Source organism: Methyloversatilis discipulorum, assembly GCF_000527135.1.
Taxonomy (GTDB): Bacteria; Pseudomonadota; Gammaproteobacteria; order Burkholderiales; family Rhodocyclaceae; genus Methyloversatilis; species Methyloversatilis discipulorum.
Genome location: NZ_AZUP01000001.1, coordinates 3419050 through 3437809 on the forward strand (window position 1 = coordinate 3419050; position 18760 = coordinate 3437809).

Here is an 18760-nt window from a genome sequence, read left to right on the forward strand (position 1 = left end):
CGTCAGACCGGCTCGCCGATCAGTGCGCGCACAGCGTTGGGCGCCACTTTCTGCGCCGCCGCGTCGCGCCGGTTCTGGTACTCGATCACGCCTTCCTTCAGGCCGCGCTCGCCGACCGTGATCCGGTGCGGCACACCGATCAGTTCCCAGTCGGCGAACATGACGCCCGGGCGCTCGTCGCGGTCGTCGAGGATGACGTCGAAGCCGGCCTCAGACAGCTCGTCGTAAAGCTGCGTTGCAGTCGCGCGCACCTGTTCCGACTTGCTCCAGCCCACCGGGCAGATGACTACTTCGAAGGGGGCGATGGACTGCGGCCAGATGATGCCGCGCTCGTCATGGTTCTGTTCGATCGCGGCACCCACCAGACGGGTCACGCCGATGCCGTAGCAGCCCATGACCATGGTGCGCGGCTTGCCGGTTTCGTCGAGATAGGTGCAGTTCATTGCTTCCGAATACTTGGTGCCGAGGAAGAACACATGTCCGACCTCGATGCCGCGCTGTATCGACAGCCGGCCCTTGCCGTCGGGTGACGGATCGCCCTCGACCACGTTGCGGAGATCGGCGACGGCCTCGGGTTCCGGCAGGTCGCGCGCCCAGTTAACGCCGGTCAGGTGGGCGTCCACCTCGTTCGCGCCGGTGACGAAATCGCTCATGTTGGCAACCGTCAGGTCGGCGATCACATGCACCGGCTTCTTCAGTCCGACCGGACCCAGATAGCCCGGCTTGCAGCCGAAGTGCTCGACGATCTCGGCTTCGGTGGCGAAGCGGAAGCCGTCCTTCAGGCCGGCCAGCTTGGATGCCTTCACCTCGTTCAGTTCATGATCGCCGCGCAGCATGAGCAGCCACAGTTCGGTCTTGCCTTCCCTATCGGTCGCCAGCACGACGGACTTGACCGTGCGTTCGATCGGCAAGCCGAGCAGGGCGGCGACGTCCTCGCAGCGCACGGTGCCCGGTGTGGGGGCTCTTTCCAGCGCCTGGGTCGGCGTTGCGCGGTCGGCGATCAGCGCGGTGGCCTGCGCCAGTTCGATGTTGGCGGCGTAGTCGGAATCCGGGCACCAGGCGATCAGGTCTTCGCCGGTGTCGGCGATCACCTGGAATTCGTGACTGCGCGAGCCGCCGATGGCGCCAGTGTCGGCGGCGACGGCGCGGAATTCAAGGCCCAGGCGGCGGAAGATGCGCATGTAGGCGTCGAACATGATGTCGTAGCTGCGGCCGGCGGTTTCTTCGTCACGGTCGAAGGAGTAGGCGTCCTTCATCGTGAATTCGCGGCCGCGCATGACGCCGAAGCGCGGTCGGCGCTCGTCGCGGAACTTGGTCTGGATGTGATAGAAATTCTTCGGCAGCTGGCGCCAGCTGTGGATTTCGGCGCGGGCGATGTCGGTCACCACCTCTTCCGACGTCGGCTGAATGATGAAGTCGCGGTCGTGCCTGTCCTTCACGCGCAGCATTTCCGGACCCATCTTGTCCCAGCGGCCGGTTTCCTGCCACAGCTCGGCCGGCTGGATCAGCGGCATCAGCAGTTCGATGGCGCCAGCGCGGTTCATCTCGTCGCGGATGATGCCCTCGATCTTGCGGATCACCCGCAGCCCCATCGGCATGTAGTTGTAGATGCCGCCGGCGAGCTTGCGAATCATGCCGGCGCGGGTCATCAGCTTGTGCGACACGACCTCGGCGTCCGAGGGGGCTTCCTTGAGCGTGGAAATGAAGAATTTGCTGGCGTACATGGAGGGTGTGGAATCCGCTGCGGATCGGTCAATAAACCTCTGATTCTAGCCGTTTCGCGCGGATCGGCCCGCGCCGGGTCGTTTGCTTCAATTCGGCGGCGAAATGTGGAAGAATCCACGGAAAATCTTACACAGCAGGTTCAACCATGCTCGACCGGGAAGGGTACCGCCCGAACGTCGGCATCATTCTGATCAACGGGCGCAACGAGGTCTTCTGGGGCAAGCGCATAGGCGAGCACGCCTGGCAGTTTCCCCAGGGGGGCATCAACCACGGCGAATCGCCGGAGCAGGCGATGTATCGCGAGCTCTGGGAAGAACTGGGGCTGCGTCCGCAGCATGTGCGCATCGTCGGCCGCACGCGTGACTGGCTGCGTTACGACGTGCCGCGCAACTGGGTGCGGCGCGAATGGCGCAGCGCGTATCGCGGCCAGAAGCAGATCTGGTATCTGCTGCGCATGGTCGGTCGCGACTGCGACGTCTGCCTGCGCGCCACCGACCACCCGGAATTCGACGCCTGGCGGTGGAGCGACTACTGGATTCCGCTCGACTCGGTGATCGAGTTCAAGCGCCAGGTCTATCAGCAGGCGCTGACCGAACTCGCGCGGCTGGCTTTCCGACCGCCGCGCCCGCGTGGTGCGATGCGTCAGCCGGATGGCAGCGATGCAGGCGAACACGTCCTCCCGGGTTCTGGTGCGCTGCAGGATCCTCTGCACTCGTCATCCTGACCGCGCGACGCCTCCGCCCCGTCGTCCTTGAAGCGGCTGAATGCCTGTTTATACTGGGTCTAAGCCGCACCGATTCTTCGCCTGTTGCCGGCGCGGCCCTGCCCTCCGGGGCATCCCTCACCCATTGTTGAAGGAGGCGTCCATGCAACTCAAGGGTTCGAAGACCGAGGACAATCTGAAGTGTGCGTTTGCCGGAGAGTCGCAGGCGAACCGCCGCTATCTGTACTTTGCGGCCAAGGCCGATGTCGAGGGACAGAACGACGTCGCCGCCGTCTTTCGTTCCACGGCCGAGGGCGAGACAGGTCACGCACACGGGCATCTGGAATATCTCGAAGCCTGTGGCGATCCCGCCACCGGTCTGCCGATTGGCGGTACGCGTGACAACCTGAAGGCGTCGATCGCTGGCGAGACGCACGAGTACACAGACATGTATCCGGGCATGGCCAAGACCGCTCGCGACGAGGGGTTCGAGGAGATTGCCGACTGGTTCGAAACGCTGGCCAAGGCCGAGCGCTCGCACGCAAATCGGTTCCAGAAGGCGCTAGACGGACTGCTCGACTGAGTGCGCGCCGGCCCTGGGCCGGCACCGCTCCGACAAGGTGGGCGCGGGACCAGCCCGCGTCCGCCACCCCGTGCGTCGACCGGAGGATGTGCGATGACCGTTCGCGAAGGCAGTCTGGAGCCACCGAAGCGCCACCCGATAGACTGGAAAAGCGCCGCCTACTACGACGAGGCGGCGCTGATGCAGGAACTCGAACGCACCTACGACATCTGCCACGGCTGCCGCCGGTGCGTGAACCTGTGTACCGCCTTCCCCAAGCTGTTCGACCTGATCGACGAGGGCGACAGCGGCGAAGTGGATGCGATCCCGAAGCACCGGTACTGGGAGGTGGTGGACCAGTGCTATCTGTGCGACATGTGCTTCATGACCAAGTGTCCTTACGTGCCGCCACATCAGTGGAATCTAGATTTCCCGCATCTGATGCTGCGAGCCAAGGCGATCAAGTTCAGGAAGGGCGAGACGCGCTTCCGCGATCGCCTGCTGACCAGCACGGACGCCATCGGCAAGCTGGCCGCCATTCCGGTGGTGGCGCAGACGGTCAACGCGGTGAACGGCAACGGCGCCGCGCGTTCGCTGATGCAGCGAGTGCTCGGCGTGCACAAGGATCGTCAGCTGCCGCCCTATGCACCGTACCGCTTTCGCGGAATCGCGGAGCCAGCCGACGGTTTCGCCATGCGTGACGGACAGCGTACACCCGGAAAGGTGGCGGTGTTCTCCACCTGCTACGTCAACTACAACGAACCGGGTATCGGCGTCGATCTGCTCAAGTTGCTGGCCCACAACGAGATTCCGGCCACACTGATCGAGAAAGAAGCCTGCTGCGGCATGCCCAAGCTCGAACTGGGCGACCTGGAGCAAGTGGCAAAGCTGAAGGAGATCAACATTCCTCCGCTGGCGCGACTGGCGCGCGAAGGCTGGGCCATCCTGACGCCGGTGCCGTCATGCACGCTGATGTTCAAGCAGGAGCTGCCGCTGATGTTCCCCGACGACGCCGATGTTCGCGCGGTGGCCGACGCGATGTTCGATCCGTTCGAGTACTTCGTGCTGCGACACCGGGACGGTTTGCTGAAGAACGATTTCCGGCGCGAGCTCGGTCGCGTGTCCTATCACATCCCCTGCCACTCGCGCGTGCAGAACGTCGGCCAGAAAACGCGCGAGGCGCTGCAACTGGTGCCCGGCACGCAGGTCAGCACGGTCGAGCGCTGCGCAGGTCACGACGGCACCTGGGGCGTGAAGGCGGAGTTCTTCGATCTGTCGATGAAGATCGGCAGGCCGGTGTTCCGGCAGATGCAAGTCAGCGACCCCGACTTCGTCAGTTCGGACTGCCCGATCGCCGGTCGGCACATCATGCAGGGCATCGCCGACAGTCAGGGCGGCACGCGCGCGCAGAAGGCGCATCCGCTGACGCTGTTGTGCATCGCCTACGGATTGGACTGAGGAGGGATGAACATGCCGGCGATCGCACGCGACAGTCTGATGAGTCTCGAACAGTACGCACGCGAGCGCCCGCAATTCCGCGCGCGCGTGATCGCGCACAAGCGCGAGCGCACGCTTCACCTCGGCGAACACGTGACGCTGGTGTTCGAGGACGAGCTCACCATCCGCTATCAGGTGCAGGAAATGCTGCGGATCGAACGCACTTTCGAGGAAGCGGGCATTCTCGACGAACTGGGCGCTTACAATCCGCTCATCCCCGATGGCAGTAACTTCAAGGCGACAATGTTGATCGAGTACCCGGACGAGCACCAGCGCAAGCAGAGCCTCGCCCGCCTGATCGGCATCGAGGACACGGTATGGGTACGTGTCGATGGATACTCTCCGGTAACTGCGATTGCCGACGAGGATCTTGAACGCGAGAACGCGGTCAAGACGTCGGCGGTGCATTTCCTCCGCTTCGAGCTGACTGCCGAAATGAAACACGCGCTCGCCGAGGGCGCGGCCCTGTCGGTGGGCGTCGACCATCCGCATTACAGTGCGGGGGTGTCGCCCGTGCCGGCAGCGCTGCGGGCTTCGCTGTGCGCTGACCTGGTGAATTGAAATGCCGTTTTTTTCTGTCGGCCGTTTGTTGACCGGCCTGATCTTCCTGGCGGGTGTGTCTGCAGCCCCGGCTCAGATCACCGACTGGCAGAAGCCGGAGCCCTTTCGTGGCGAAACCGTCGATCCCGCGGCCAAGGTGACCGAAGACGATTACGAGGTGCCGCCGCTTCCTGAGAAGGTCGAGTGGGAGGAGTTCTACCTGAACGCGTCGACCCGCAACCGCTACTACATCGCACGCGCACCGCTGACGGTCGGCAAGGACGGCGCCATCCGCTACATATCCCGCGTCGTCGCGCCGAGCGGGACCGAGAACATCGCGGCCGAGGCACTGCGCTGCGGCACCGGCGAACGCAAGGTGTACGCGACCCTGCGTTCGAACCGCGAGTGGGCGCTGACACGCGGCAGCCGCTGGATTCCGATCGGCGGCGGAAACCGTCTGAATTCATACCCTTTCATGCTCTACTCGGACTATATGTGCGCCGACGGATTCGCGCTGCAGCCGAAGAAGGTGCTCGAAATGCTGGCCAACAGCTTCAATTCACGCACCGGCACGCCGCTCACCGGCTATCGTTGAACATCCCGACTTTCATCGAAGGCATCCATGCTCGACCGCCTGATTACCGAACTTGACCGCGCCTTGCGCACGCTGGCCGCACCCGCGCGCACCGGACGGCCGTTGCCCGGCGGCGACCTGCCCGAGGCCGAACTCGACGAGACGCAGCGCAGTCATGTTGGTGCGTTGATGCGCATCAACCACGTCGGCGAGATCTGCGCTCAGGCGCTCTACCAGGGGCAGTCCCTGACTTGCCGCGAACCCGCCGTGCGCGACGCCCTGCGCCGTGCGGCTGTCGAGGAAACCGAGCACCTGAGCTGGACGGCTTCGCGCATGGCCGAACTGGGCAGTCGTCCCAGCCTGTTGAACCCGCTGTGGTACGGCGGTGCGCTGATGATGGGTGTCGCAGCCGGGCTAGTCGGCGACAAGTGGAATCTGGGCTTCCTTGCCGAGACCGAGAAGCAGGTCGAAGCTCACCTGCAAGGGCACCTCGATCGCCTGCCGCCGGCCGATCAGAAATCTTGGCGGATACTGGAACAGATGCGTCAGGACGAACGCGAGCACGCACACACGGCCGAACGTCTCGGCGCCGCGCAACTGCCGGCGCCCGTCCGACTCGCGATGCGGGCAGCCTCCCGGGTCATGACCGGCGTCGCCTATTACGTCTGAACAGGCGGCGTCAGCCGCCTGTTTCGACGATCTCCCATGTGTGCTCCATCTTCGCGGTCTTGCCGATCATGATGGACGCCGAACAGTACTTCTCGGCCGACAGGTGGATTGCGCGCTCGACCACCTCGGGTTTGAGGCCGCGGCCGCTGATCTTGAAGTGAAAACCGATGCGGGTGAATACCTTGGGGTCCTCGCTCGCGCGATCCGCCTTCAGCGCAACCTCGCAACCCGTGACCTGCTGACGACTCTTCTTCAGGATGAGCATGACGTCGAATGCGGTGCAGCCGCCCGTGCCCGCCAGCAGCAGTTCCATCGGGCGCGCCGCCAGGTTGCGGCCGCCTGCTTCGGGTGCGCCATCCATATTGATCATGTGTCCCGAGCCGGTCTCGGCCAGGAAGCTCATGTTGTCCACCCACTTCACCACACAGTCCATTGCGCACTCCCTTCAGTGATGCGCGATTGTAATCAGGTGTCGGCCGGCGCGCCGTTGATTGGCTTTGGTGCGCTGCGGCACTTGTGCGATCGCTGAACGCGTGTGTGCCGACGAGACCGGCGGGCTTTCTGGGAGAACGACGCAAGTGTTTTTCTTATCCACATGATTTGAATGGTTGTTTGCTGTGGACTCTCCGACGAACAAGCCGGGTTTGGCGGCGACGCAAACTTTGTGCGATGCAAAAAATCCTTGCCTTTGTGTTGAGCGTGATCAATAATCAAGTCAGGTTTCGCGGGCGTCGTTCAGTGCGACGTCTGCCGCAGGTGTCTCCTCCACCCTCCTCCTTTGGTGTGGATTCAGCGCGACTCCCAGGAGTCGCGCTTTTTTTGTTGTCTATCAGGGATTGACACGCTCGAACTCGCGAGTTAAATTCGCGGGCTTTTGGGCGAGATCGCCCAGAATCACAGGACGTTCGAGATGAAAACCTTTTCAGCCAAGCCGCATGAAGTCGTGCGCGACTGGTACGTTGTCGATGCCTCTGACAAGGTACTCGGGCGCCTCGCCAGTGAGATCGCACGCCGTCTGCGCGGCAAGCACAAGCCTGTCTTCACCCCGCACGTGGATACCGGTGACTACATCGTCGTCGTGAATGTCGAGAAGCTGCGTGTGACCGGCGACAAGGCGCAGGACAAGAAGTACTACCGCCATTCGGGCTACCCGGGCGGTATCTACGAAACCAATTTCACCAAGCTGCAGCAGCGCTTCCCGGCGCGCGTGCTTGAGAAGGCCGTCAAGGGCATGCTGCCCAAGGGTCCGCTCGGTTACGCGATGATCAAGAAGCTGAAGTGCTACGCCGGCGCCGAGCATCCGCACGCCGCGCAGCAGCCCAAGGCTCTGGACATCTGAGGACGGAACGGTCATGGCATTCAAAGTTGATTATTACTATGGCACCGGCCGTCGCAAGACTGCAGTTGCCCGCGTGTTCCTGCGTCCGGGCAAGGGCGCCTTCGTCGTCAATGACAAGCCGGTGGACGAGTTCTTCTCGCGCGAAACCGGCCGCATGGTCGTCCGTCAGCCGCTTGAGCTGACCGAACACGTCAGCACCTTCGACATCCTCGTGAATGTCACCGGTGGTGGTGAATCGGGTCAGGCCGGTGCGGTGCGTCATGGCATCACCCGCGCGCTGATCGATTACGACGCGACGCTGAAGCCGGCGCTGAGCAAGGCTGGTTTCGTTACCCGCGATGCCCGTGAAGTCGAGCGCAAGAAGGTCGGCTTCCACAAGGCGCGTCGTCGCAAGCAGTTCTCGAAGCGCTGATACACCGCGCTCCGGCGTACGGGAAAGGCCGCCTTCGGGCGGCTTTTTTCATTTCTGGCATCATTCCGCTTTTTCCGTGATCGATCCGGCAGGGTCGGTGCGGCTGAGCGGAGGAGGGGCGAAGTGGGTATCAAGGCGGGTATCGTTGGTGGAACCGGCTACACCGGGGTCGAATTGCTGCGCCTGTTGGCGCGCCACCCGGAGGTCGAGCTGTCGGCCATCACTTCGCGCGGCGATGCAGGGCGCCCGGTGGCGGACATGTTCCCCAGTCTGCGCGGTCACGTCGATCTCGCTTTTTCCGACCCGGCCCAAGCCGGGTTGGAGAGCTGCGACGTCGTCTTCTTCGCCACGCCGAACGGCATCGCAATGCAACAAGTACCGGCGCTGCTCGACGCCGGGGTGAAAGTGGTCGATCTGGCCGCGGATTTCCGGCTGAAGGACGAAGCGGCATGGGAAAAGTGGTACGGCATGCCGCACGCCTGTCCCGACGTGCTGAAGACCGCGATCTACGGGTTGCCAGAAGTCAATCGTGAGCAGGTGCGCTCGGCGCAGCTGGTGGCCAATCCCGGCTGCTATCCGACGGCGGTGCAACTCGGATTCATTCCGCTGATCGAGGCGGGGGTGATCGACCGCGCGACACTGATCGCCGATGCGAAGTCGGGTGTGTCCGGCGCCGGTCGCAAGGCCGAAGTGCACACCTTGTTTGCCGAGGCTGGAGACAACTTCAAGGCTTACGGTGTCGGCGGACATCGGCATCTGCCCGAAATACGCCAGGGGCTGGCCGCCGTGGCCGGCGCCGATGTGGGTCTGACATTCGTGCCTCATCTGACACCATTGATCCGCGGCATCCATGCGACGCTCTACGCGCGACTGACCAAGGACTGCGACCTGCAGGCCCTGTTCGAGAGCCGCTATCGTGGTGAGCGCTTCGTGGATGTACTGCCCGCCGGCAGCCATCCGGAGACGCGTTCGGTGCGTGCGTCGAACACTTGCCGGATCGCGGTGCATCGTCCGCAGGGCGGCGACACGGTCGTGGTCTTGTCGGTGATCGACAACCTGGTCAAGGGGGCTGCCGGGCAGGCGGTGCAGAACATGAATCTGATGTTCGGATTTGACGAGTCGTGTGGGCTAGAACTCGTTCCGGTCTTGCCCTGAGGGCGCGCCGCTGGCGTTTTCGCCACGGTATCGCCGCCCGGCAGGTGGCGATCCGTTCGCACGCGCCCTGGTGGCTCAAGCTTCTCGTCGCGGCCGGCGTCATGGCACTGGCGCTGGCGGCTGCCCGCGGAATCTACGACGCGGGGCGAGGTTGGGTCGGGCTGGACGTCGATGACATGCAAGCCGAGGTCGTTTCGTTGCGTGAACGTCTGGCCGTGGTCGATGCCGAACTTGCGAGCATGCGACAGCAGGCGGATTCCGCACACAGCAGCCTGCAGATCGAACGTACGGCACAGGAACAGCTGGCAGCCAGGATACGTTCGCTGGAGAGCGAGAACGCACGCTTGCGGGAAGACGCTCTGATTTTCGAAAGCCTGGCTGGGGCGGGCTCCAGCGGTATCGAGCAGGGTTTCAAGATAAATCGGCTGGTGCTGGAGCCGGACGGAGAGGCGGGGCGGTACCGCTATCGCATGCTCATCGTCCGCCAAGGAGGCAAGGCCGATGCAGATACGAAGGGTTCTTACCAGATCGTGGCGTCGATTGACCGTGCCGGTCAGGGTGCTACCATCACTTTCCCGCCGGATTCGGGTGCCGAGAACAGTCGGCTGACTTTCCGGCATTTCCAGCGTGTCGACGGCGTGCTTGCCGTGCCGAAGGAGGCGAGGTTGCTCTCCATCGAGGCTCGCTTCCTGCAGGATGGACAGATCAGGGCAAGAGCGACCGCATCCTTGTGACGGTTGCCGGAATCGGAGGGGACATGTTCGGCAAGAAGTCTGAGAAACCCAGCAAGCGCATCGACAGCCTGATTGGTGCAGGCACGCGCGTGAATGGCGACATCCATTTCCGCGGCGGCCTGCGTGTCGATGGCGAGGTGATCGGCAACGTACGTGCTGATGACAACGCGCCGAGTACGCTGGTGTTGAGCGAGCATGCGCGTATCGAAGGTGCGGTCACCGTGACTCATGCGATGATCAACGGGGCCGTACAAGGTCCGATCGTATCGACCGAGTTCTTGGAATTGCAGCCCCAGGCACGAATTTCCGGTGACGTGGTCTATAACCGTCTGGAGGTGCACCTCGGCGCCATCGTCAAGGGGCAACTCGAACATCAGGAGACTGCGCCGCGCGCGGTCGAATTGAAGCTGGCCAGCGGAAGCTGATGCCGGCGAAGCGTCAACCAGGAGTACATACTCATGAATGCAGTGACTGAAATGCCCCTTCCGCTGGTCTTCTCCGAAAGCGCCGCCAACAAGGTGAAGGAACTGATCCTCGAAGAGGGCAACCCGGATCTGAAGCTGCGCGTTTTTGTGTCCGGTGGTGGCTGTTCCGGCTTCCAGTACGGATTCACTTTTGACGAAGTGACCAACGAGGACGACACCGCGCTCGAGAAGAATGGCGTAACGCTACTTATCGACCCGATGAGCTACCAGTATCTGGTCGGAGCAGAGATCGACTACAGCGAAGGCCTGGAAGGTGCGCAGTTCGTGATCAAGAACCCGAACGCGACCTCGACCTGCGGCTGCGGATCGTCGTTCTCGGTCTGATCGATCGCTGCCTCAGGCGGGCCAGACCGCGCCGAGCACGCGCAAGCCGCGTGCCCCGGTCACCTCCGGCAGGTTGCCCGGCTCGCGGTTGAGCGTGCGCTGTGCCAGCCACGCGAATGCCAGCGCCTCCACCTGCTCGGGCGGTACGCCCTCATCGGCCGAGCTCCGCACCGGGCGCCCGACGTGCAAGGCGAGCCGCTGCAGTAGGTGATGATTGAACGCGCCCCCGCCGCACACCGCGACATCGTCCGGGCGAAAACCCCCGGTGTTCAGTGCGTCGGCGACCGACTGCGCGGTCAGCTCCGCCAGCGTGGCCTGGACGTCCTCGTCGCGGATCTGCTCCGGCAGCAGTTCGAGTAGCCACTCCAGATTGAATTGCTCGCGCCCGCAACTTTTCGGGGGCGGCGCGGCGAAGAAGGGGTGTGCAAGCAGTTTCGCAAGCAGTGCCGCGTCGACCTGACCGCTCGCCGCCCAGGCGCCGTCCCTGTCGTAGTCAAGGCCGCGACGATGCGCGATCCAGGCGTCCATCAGCACGTTCGCGGGACCGCTGTCGAAGCCGCGCACGGGACGAGCGGATTCCAGTAGCGTCAGGTTCGCCATTCCGCCCAGATTCAGTACCGCGCGCGCCCGGTCCGTCGATCCGAACAGGCTCGCGTGGAACGCCGGGACGAGAGGGGCGCCCTGTCCGCCCGCCGCCAGGTCGCGCGCGCGGAAATCCGACACCACGCAAATATCCGTCTCCTCGGCCAGGATGGCTGGTGCATTCAGCTGAACGGTGTAGCCGTGGGCGGGCATGTGGCGGACAGTCTGTCCGTGGCAACCGATGGCCTTGATTGAAGTTGCCGCAACACTTGTCTGGTTCAGCAGCGTGCGGACCAGCCCTGCATAGACGCGCGCCAATTCGATCGCCGCGACCTGCGACCGGTGTATTTCATCGTCGCCGCTTGAGCAGAGCGCCTGCAATTCCTCCCGCAAGGCGGCTGGAAAGGCCAGGTGCGCATGTCCCACCACCTGCGGTCGCGGGCGGGCCAGGTCCGCAATCACCGCATCCACTCCGTCCAGACTGGTGCCCGACATCAGCCCGATGTACAGCGCGCTCATCGGCTCGTCCTTCTGCCTGCCGACCCGCTTGCGCTAACATCGAGCGCTTTGTCGGTCGTCGCGTGGCACCTGCCTGCGCGAGGCGCGTGTATTCGGGGTTCGGTCATGGTTGAAGTGGAACAGGCGTTGGCGTTGATCAAGCGGGGGGTCGAAGAACTGCTCCCCGAAGCGGATCTGGTCGAGAAACTCAAGTCGAGGCGACCGCTTCGCATCAAGGCGGGGTTCGATCCTACCGCACCGGACCTGCACCTCGGTCACACCGTGCTGCTGAACAAGCTGAAGCACTTCCAGGATCTTGGTCACCAGATCCTTTTCCTGATCGGCGACTTTACCGGCGCCATCGGAGATCCGTCGGGCAAGAACGTGACCCGGCCGCCGCTGTCGCCCGAGCAGGTGCTGCAGAACGCTGAAACCTACCGCGAACAGGTGGGCAAGATCCTCGACCCCTCGCGCATGGAGGTCGTGTTCAACTCGACCTGGATGAACCAGCTCGGCGCAGACGGCATGATCCGGCTGGCGTCCCGACACACGGTTGCCCGTATGCTCGAACGCGACGACTTCGCTAAGCGCTATGCCAGCAACCAGCCGATCGCCATCCACGAATTCCTCTATCCCCTGTGCCAGGGCTACGACTCGGTTGCGCTGAAGGCCGACGTCGAGCTCGGCGGCACGGATCAGCGCTTCAATCTGCTCATGGGGCGCGAACTGCAGAAGCAGTACGGCCAGGCGCAACAGGTTGTGCTGATGATGCCGCTGCTGGAGGGACTGGATGGCGTCAACAAGATGTCGAAGTCACTGGGCAACTACATCGGCGTGTCCGAGCCGCCGAACGAAATTTTCGGCAAGGTCATGTCGGTGTCCGACGAACTGATGTGGCGTTACTACGAACTGCTGTCCTTCCGCGGACTCGACGAGATCGAGGGCCTGCGTGCAGAAGTCTCCGCAGGGCGCAATCCACGAGACGTGAAAGTGATGCTGGCGCAGGAACTCGTCGGTCGTTTTCATGGCGCGGCGGCAGCGGCAGCAGCGCTGGTCGACTTCGAATCGCGTTTCCGTCAGGGCGGCATCCCGGAGGACATCGAGGAGGTGGTGCTCGACAGTGCGGGGGCAGGTATCGGTATTGCGCAGGCGTTGAAGGCGGCTGGCCTCACCGCCACCACCTCGGAGGCCTTGAGGATGATCGATCAGGGCGGGGTTCGGCTCGATGGTGACAAGGTTTCCGATCGCGGGCTTGTGCTCGCGGCAGGCACGACAGCCGTGGCGCAGGTGGGCAAGCGAAAATTTTCTCGCCTCGTCGTGCGTTGAGAGGTGCTCGTCTCGAGCTTGATTTTTCGGGATGTTTTTATTCATTCGTACTTTCCCGCAGTCGCTTGAAAGAGGTGCGCCAAAAAAACTTAAAAAATCTTTGGTGAAAGTGTTGACCACCTCGAAATTATCCGTAGAATGCGCACCTCTCGTTGCTCAGCAGCGAACGTTCTTTAACAAAACAAACAGCCGATAGGTGTGGGCACGGCGTGGTTGTAACGGCGAGCAGCTGTCGTTTCAGGGATTCCTGGGGTGGTGGTTGATCGCATGACAACTAAATTGAAGTGCTCATACGAATCAAAGGTTTTAAGCGAAAGCTTATACCTGTGAATTCTGACGAGTTTTGGGAATTAAACTGAAGAGTTTGATCCTGGCTCAGATTGAACGCTGGCGGAATGCTTTACACATGCAAGTCGAGCGGCAGCGCGGTCTTCGGACTGGCGGCGAGCGGCGAACGGGTGAGTAATACATCGGAACATGCCCAGTCGTGGGGGATAACACTTCGAAAGAAGTGCTAATACCGCATACGTCCTGAGGGAGAAAGCGGGGGATCGCAAGACCTCGCGCGATTGGAGTGGCCGATGTCAGATTAGCTAGTTGGTGGGGTAAAGGCCTACCAAGGCAACGATCTGTAGCTGGTCTGAGAGGATGATCAGCCACACTGGGACTGAGACACGGCCCAGACTCCTACGGGAGGCAGCAGTGGGGAATTTTGGACAATGGGGGCAACCCTGATCCAGCCATTCCGCGTGAGTGAAGAAGGCCTTCGGGTTGTAAAGCTCTTTCGGCAGGAACGAAACGGTGAGCTCTAACATAGCTCGCTAATGACGGTACCTGAAGAAGAAGCACCGGCTAACTACGTGCCAGCAGCCGCGGTAATACGTAGGGTGCGAGCGTTAATCGGAATTACTGGGCGTAAAGCGTGCGCAGGCGGTTGTGTAAGACAGGTGTGAAATCCCCGGGCTTAACCTGGGAACTGCGCTTGTGACTGCACGGCTAGAGTATGGCAGAGGGGGGTGGAATTCCACGTGTAGCAGTGAAATGCGTAGAGATGTGGAGGAACACCGATGGCGAAGGCAGCCCCCTGGGCCAATACTGACGCTCATGCACGAAAGCGTGGGGAGCAAACAGGATTAGATACCCTGGTAGTCCACGCCCTAAACGATGTCGACTAGGTGTTCGGTGAGGAGACTCATTGAGTACCGCAGCTAACGCGTGAAGTCGACCGCCTGGGGAGTACGGTCGCAAGATTAAAACTCAAAGGAATTGACGGGGACCCGCACAAGCGGTGGATGATGTGGATTAATTCGATGCAACGCGAAAAACCTTACCTACCCTTGACATGTACGGAACCCTGCTGAGAGGTGGGGGTGCTCGAAAGAGAGCCGTAACACAGGTGCTGCATGGCTGTCGTCAGCTCGTGTCGTGAGATGTTGGGTTAAGTCCCGCAACGAGCGCAACCCTTGTCATTAGTTGCTACGCAAGAGCACTCTAATGAGACTGCCGGTGACAAACCGGAGGAAGGTGGGGATGACGTCAAGTCCTCATGGCCCTTATGGGTAGGGCTTCACACGTCATACAATGGTCGGTACAGAGGGTTGCCAAGCCGCGAGGTGGAGCCAATCCCAGAAAGCCGATCGTAGTCCGGATCGCAGTCTGCAACTCGACTGCGTGAAGTCGGAATCGCTAGTAATCGCGGATCAGCATGCCGCGGTGAATACGTTCCCGGGTCTTGTACACACCGCCCGTCACACCATGGGAGTGGGTTTCACCAGAAGAGGCTAGCCTAACCGTAAGGGGGGCGGTCGCCACGGTGAGATTCATGACTGGGGTGAAGTCGTAACAAGGTAGCCGTATCGGAAGGTGCGGCTGGATCACCTCCTTTCTAGAGTCACAATCAGGTCGTGTCCACAACCTATCGGCTGTTAAAGAAGCAACAAGGGCAAGGAGCTCGGGCAAGTCAGCGATGACGAGCCCGCGTTGAGCACCCGACCCTGGAAGGACCGGGTCTGTAGCTCAGCTGGTTAGAGCACCGTCTTGATAAGGCGGGGGTCGTTGGTTCGAACCCAACCAGACCCACCAGATTGCCTGCATGAGTAAGTGCAGTCTTTGGGGGATTAGCTCAGCTGGGAGAGCACCTGCTTTGCAAGCAGGGGGTCGTCGGTTCGATCCCGTCATCCTCCACCACTTCCTTTGATGGGACGTCGGTTGTTCTTGTTGCCGTAGCTTTGAGTGTGAGGCGTGGGGTGCAGAGATGCTGCCCAGACCTCACCCGCAAGGGTGCGAAGTTTGATCTTTAAAAATTTGGAAGAAGTAAAGGGATGTCGGCGTTTCAACCGCGTCGGCATCTCATGGGTAGTGATTGCATCGTCCCACCTCTTTGAACCAGCGGTGGGATAGATAGCGCGAGCGCTTGAGAACTATCCTGTAGTGCGGTGTGAGACGCAAGTCGAGCACAGCGTTATAGGGTCAAGTGAATAAGTGCATGTGGTGGATGCCTTGGCGATCACAGGCGATGAAGGACGTGCAAGCCTGCGAAAAGCTGCGGGGAGCTGGCAATGAAGCTTTGATCCGCAGATGTCCGAATGGGGAAACCCGGCCCGTAAGGGTCATCCCTGGCTGAATACATAGGCCAGAGGAGGCGAACCGAGCGAACTGAAACATCTAAGTAGCTCGAGGAACAGAAATCAACCGAGATTCCCAAAGTAGTGGCGAGCGAACTGGGAGTAGCCTGCACGACTAAACCATTTACTTAGCAAAACGGTCTGGAAAGTCCGACGATACAGGGTGATAGTCCCGTATGCGAAAAGTAGATGGCGGGTCTGAGCGTGCGACAAGTAGGGCGGGACACGTGAAATCCTGTTTGAAGATGGGGGGACCATCCTCCAAGGCTAAATACTCGTGATCGACCGATAGTGAACCAGTACCGTGAGGGAAAGGCGAAAAGAACCCCGGGAGGGGAGTGAAATAGATCCTGAAACCGCATGCATACAAACAGTGGGAGCCTCGAAAGGGGTGACTGCGTACCTTTTGTATAATGGGTCAGCGACTTACGTTCAGTAGCGAGCTTAACCGAATAGGGGAGGCGTAGCGAAAGCGAGTCTGAATAGGGCGATTCAGTTGCTGGGCGTAGACCCGAAACCAGATGATCTATCCATGGCCAGGATGAAGGTGCCGTAACAGGTACTGGAGGTCCGAACCCACTAATGTTGAAAAATTAGGGGATGAGCTGTGGATAGGGGTGAAAGGCTAAACAAATCTGGAAATAGCTGGTTCTCCCCGAAAACTATTTAGGTAGTGCCTCATGTATCACTCTCGGGGGTAGAGCACTGTAATGGTTGGGGGGGTCATTGCGATCTNCCCCGCCATAGCAAACTCCGAATACCGAGAAGTGCGAGCATGGGAGACAGACGGTGGGTGCTAACGTCCATCGTCAAGAGGGAAACAACCCAGACCGCCAGCTAAGGCCCCCAATGCGTGGCTAAGTGGAAAACGAGGTGGGAAGGCATAGACAGCCAGGAGGTTGGCTTAGAAGCAGCCATCCTTTAAAGAAAGCGTAATAGCTCACTGGTCGAGTCGTCCTGCGCGGAAGATGTAACGGGGCTCAAGCCACGAGCCGAAGCTGCGGATATGTCGTAAGACATATGGTAGGGGAGCGTTCTGTAAGTCTGCGAAGGTGTCTGGTAACGGATGCTGGAGATATCAGAAGTGCGAATGCTGACATGAGTAGCGATAAAGCGGGTGAAAGGCCCGCTCGCCGAAAGCCCAAGGTTTCCTACGCAACGTTCATCGGCGTAGGGTGAGTCGGCTCCTAAGGCGAGGCCGAAAGGCGTAGTCGATGGGAAACAGGTCAATATTCCTGTACCAATCCATGATGCGATGGGGGGACGGAGAAGGTTATAGCAGCCGGGTGTTGGACGTCCCGGTTTAAGCAGGTAGGCGTGCTGCGTAGGCAAATCCGCGCGGCTTAGCCGAGATGTGATGACGAGGAGCCACGTGCTCTGAAGTGCTAGATACCACGCTTCCAGGAAAAGCCTCTAAGCTTCAGTCATGGATTGACCGTACCGCAAACCGACACAGGTGGGCAGGATGAAAATTCTCAGGCGCTTGAGAGAACCCAGGAGAAGGAACTCGGCAAATTGATACCGTAACTTCGGGAGAAGGTATGCCCTTAGTAGGTGAAGTCCCTCGCGGATGGAGCTGAACGGGGTCGCAGAGAATCGGTGGCTGCGACTGTTTAATAAAAACACAGCACTCTGCAAACACGAAAGTGGACGTATAGGGTGTGACGCCTGCCCGGTGCCGGAAGGTTAAGTGATGGGGTGCAAGCTCTTGATCGAAGCCCCGGTAAACGGCGGCCGTAACTATAACGGTCCTAAGGTAGCGAAATTCCTTGTCGGGTAAGTTCCGACCTGCACGAATGGCGTAACGATGGCCACACTGTCTCCTCCTGGGACTCAGCGAAGTTGAAATGTTTGTGAAGATGCAATCTCCCCGCGGCTAGACGGAAAGACCCCATGAACCTTTACTGTAGCTTTGCATTGGACTTTGACGGGACTTGTGTAGGATAGGTGGGAGGCTGTGAGACGTGGTCGCCAGATCACGAGGAGCCATCCTTGAAATACCACCCTGGTGTCGTTGAGGTTCTAACCTAGGCCCGTGAATCCGGGTCGGGGACCGTGCATGGCAGGCAGTTTGACTGGGGCGGTCTCCTCCTAAAAGGTAACGGAGGAGTTCGAAGGTTCGCTTGGTACGGTCGGACATCGTACCTAAAGTGCAATGGCAAAAGCGAGCTTGACTGCGAGACTGACACGTCGAGCAGGTGCGAAAGCAGGACATAGTGATCCGGTGGTTCTGTATGGAAGGGCCATCGCTCAACGGACAAAAGGTACTCTGGGGATAACAGGCTGATTCCGCCCAAGAGTTCACATCGACGGCGGAGTTTGGCACCTCGATGTCGGCTCATCACATCCTGGGGCTGTAGCCGGTCCCAAGGGTATGGCTGTTCGCCATTTAAAGTGGTACGTGAGCTGGGTTTAAAACGTCGTGAGACAGTTTGGTCCCTATCTGCCGTGGGCGCTGGAAGTTTGAGGGGGCCTGCTCCTAGTACGAGAGGACCGGAGTGGACATACCTCTGGTGTACCGGTTGTCACGCCAGTGGCATCGCCGGGTAGCTAAGTATGGAAGAGATAAGCGCTGAAAGCATCTAAGCGCGAAACTCGCCTCAAGATGAGACTTCCCGGGGACTCGATCCCCCTGAAGGGTCGTGGAAGACCACCACGTTGATAGGCTGGGTGTGGAAGTGCAGTAATGCATTAAGCTAACCAGTACTAATTGCCCGTGCGGCTTGACCCTATAACCGTGTGCTCAACGAACCGTTGAATCAGCACCGGTGTGATCCAAGTGCCTCGCGCACACAATCACCCCATATCCTTTACTTCTTCCACATGTCGGCCCGATGCACCTCGCGCCTGCATGAAAAGCTTCAGCCTGGTGCCCATAGCGCTGTGGAACCACCCCTTCCCATCCCGAACAGGACCGTGAAACGCAGCCGCGCCAATGATAGTGAGCACCTCGCTCGCGAAAGTAGGTCAGCGCCAGGCTACCCCACAACACAACGCCCGATCACACCCCA

The 18760-nt window shown here is 60.7% G+C and carries 16 protein-coding genes, 2 tRNA genes and 3 rRNA genes; 18 read left to right on the forward strand and 3 right to left on the reverse strand.

Features of this window, described 5'->3' with window-relative positions:
* Nucleotides 1-2 precede the first annotated feature (2 nt).
* Nucleotides 3-1724 (reverse strand): proline--tRNA ligase, encoded by a 1722-nt coding sequence (locus tag METFAM1_RS0116010; protein WP_019916427.1) that lies wholly within the window; start codon nt 1722-1724, stop codon nt 3-5.
* 146 nt (nt 1725-1870) lie between these two features.
* Between METFAM1_RS0116010 and METFAM1_RS0116015 the strand changes: the two genes are divergently transcribed.
* The 6 genes from METFAM1_RS0116015 to coq7 all read left to right on the forward strand — a co-directional run bounded on the left by METFAM1_RS0116015 (nt 1871) and on the right by coq7 (nt 6270).
* The gene (locus METFAM1_RS0116015; RefSeq protein ID WP_019916428.1) at nt 1871-2449 is read left to right on the forward strand and encodes an RNA pyrophosphohydrolase; all 579 of its coding nucleotides are present in this window, start codon (nt 1871-1873) and stop codon (nt 2447-2449) included.
* A 142-nt stretch (nt 2450-2591) separates the two neighbouring features.
* On the forward strand, nt 2592-3011 hold the full coding sequence (locus METFAM1_RS0116020; protein ID WP_019916429.1) for a rubrerythrin family protein: 420 nt from the start codon (nt 2592-2594) through the stop codon (nt 3009-3011).
* A gap of 93 nt (nt 3012-3104) precedes the next feature.
* Nucleotides 3105-4448, forward strand: a complete 1344-nt coding sequence (locus METFAM1_RS0116025) for a heterodisulfide reductase-related iron-sulfur binding cluster (RefSeq protein WP_019916430.1) — start codon at nt 3105-3107, stop codon at nt 4446-4448.
* Between the two features lie 12 nt (nt 4449-4460).
* Nucleotides 4461-5048, forward strand: coding sequence for a DUF3501 family protein (locus METFAM1_RS0116030; RefSeq protein WP_024300763.1), 588 nt, complete (start codon nt 4461-4463; stop codon nt 5046-5048).
* Between the two features lies 1 nt (nt 5049).
* A complete protein-coding gene (locus tag METFAM1_RS0116035; RefSeq protein WP_019916432.1) occupies nt 5050-5622 on the forward strand; it encodes a CNP1-like family protein in 573 nt (190 codons plus the stop codon).
* Between the two features lie 27 nt (nt 5623-5649).
* Nucleotides 5650-6270 carry a 2-polyprenyl-3-methyl-6-methoxy-1,4-benzoquinone monooxygenase gene (coq7, locus tag METFAM1_RS0116040; protein ID WP_019916436.1) on the forward strand — a complete coding sequence of 207 codons (621 nt, stop codon included), beginning with the start codon at nt 5650-5652 and terminating at the stop codon, nt 6268-6270.
* A gap of 10 nt (nt 6271-6280) precedes the next feature.
* Here coq7 and METFAM1_RS0116045 read toward each other — a convergent pair whose 3' ends face one another.
* On the reverse strand, nt 6281-6703 hold the full coding sequence (locus METFAM1_RS0116045) for an OsmC family protein (protein ID WP_019916437.1): 423 nt from the start codon (nt 6701-6703) through the stop codon (nt 6281-6283).
* A gap of 477 nt (nt 6704-7180) precedes the next feature.
* Here METFAM1_RS0116045 and rplM point away from each other — a divergent pair, with 477 nt between their 5' ends.
* The 6 genes from rplM to erpA all read left to right on the forward strand — a co-directional run bounded on the left by rplM (nt 7181) and on the right by erpA (nt 10719).
* Nucleotides 7181-7609, forward strand: a complete 429-nt coding sequence (gene rplM, locus METFAM1_RS0116050; protein WP_020166122.1) for a 50S ribosomal protein L13 — start codon at nt 7181-7183, stop codon at nt 7607-7609.
* A 13-nt stretch (nt 7610-7622) separates the two neighbouring features.
* Nucleotides 7623-8021, forward strand: a complete 399-nt coding sequence (gene rpsI / locus METFAM1_RS0116055; RefSeq protein WP_019916439.1) for a 30S ribosomal protein S9 — start codon at nt 7623-7625, stop codon at nt 8019-8021.
* Nucleotides 8022-8144: 123 nt separating this feature from the next.
* A complete protein-coding gene (argC, locus tag METFAM1_RS0116060; protein ID WP_024300764.1) occupies nt 8145-9176 on the forward strand; it encodes an N-acetyl-gamma-glutamyl-phosphate reductase in 1032 nt (343 codons plus the stop codon).
* 44 nt (nt 9177-9220) lie between these two features.
* Complete coding sequence (locus METFAM1_RS0116065) at nt 9221-9910, forward strand: DUF6776 family protein (RefSeq protein WP_019916441.1); 690 nt, start codon at nt 9221-9223, stop codon at nt 9908-9910.
* A gap of 23 nt (nt 9911-9933) precedes the next feature.
* On the forward strand, nt 9934-10335 hold the full coding sequence (locus METFAM1_RS0116070) for a bactofilin family protein (RefSeq protein ID WP_019916442.1): 402 nt from the start codon (nt 9934-9936) through the stop codon (nt 10333-10335).
* 33 nt (nt 10336-10368) lie between these two features.
* A complete protein-coding gene (erpA, locus tag METFAM1_RS0116075) occupies nt 10369-10719 on the forward strand; it encodes an iron-sulfur cluster insertion protein ErpA (protein ID WP_019916445.1) in 351 nt (116 codons plus the stop codon).
* 12 nt (nt 10720-10731) lie between these two features.
* Here the strand turns inward: erpA and METFAM1_RS0116080 are convergent, their stop codons facing one another.
* Nucleotides 10732-11820: an anhydro-N-acetylmuramic acid kinase gene (locus tag METFAM1_RS0116080; protein WP_019916446.1), complete on the reverse strand. Its 1089-nt coding sequence runs from the start codon at nt 11818-11820 to the stop codon at nt 10732-10734.
* Nucleotides 11821-11925: 105 nt separating this feature from the next.
* Here METFAM1_RS0116080 and tyrS point away from each other — a divergent pair, with 105 nt between their 5' ends.
* The 6 genes from tyrS (at nt 11926) to rrf (ending at nt 18728) form a co-directional block, all read left to right on the forward strand.
* The gene (gene tyrS, locus METFAM1_RS0116085) at nt 11926-13125 is read left to right on the forward strand and encodes a tyrosine--tRNA ligase (protein WP_019916448.1); all 1200 of its coding nucleotides are present in this window, start codon (nt 11926-11928) and stop codon (nt 13123-13125) included.
* Between the two features lie 352 nt (nt 13126-13477).
* Nucleotides 13478-15010 (forward strand): 16S ribosomal RNA (locus tag METFAM1_RS0116090).
* 120 nt (nt 15011-15130) lie between these two features.
* Nucleotides 15131-15207, forward strand: a tRNA-Ile gene (locus METFAM1_RS0116095).
* Between the two features lie 29 nt (nt 15208-15236).
* Nucleotides 15237-15312 (forward strand) — tRNA-Ala (locus METFAM1_RS0116100).
* Nucleotides 15313-15592: 280 nt separating this feature from the next.
* Nucleotides 15593-18480: ribosomal RNA gene (locus METFAM1_RS0116105) — 23S ribosomal RNA — on the forward strand.
* 134 nt (nt 18481-18614) lie between these two features.
* A 5S ribosomal RNA gene (gene rrf / locus METFAM1_RS0116110) occupies nt 18615-18728 on the forward strand.
* Together the 16S, 23S and 5S rRNA genes with 2 tRNA genes alongside form the textbook arrangement of a ribosomal RNA operon.
* Nucleotides 18729-18760: the final 32 nt, after the last annotated feature.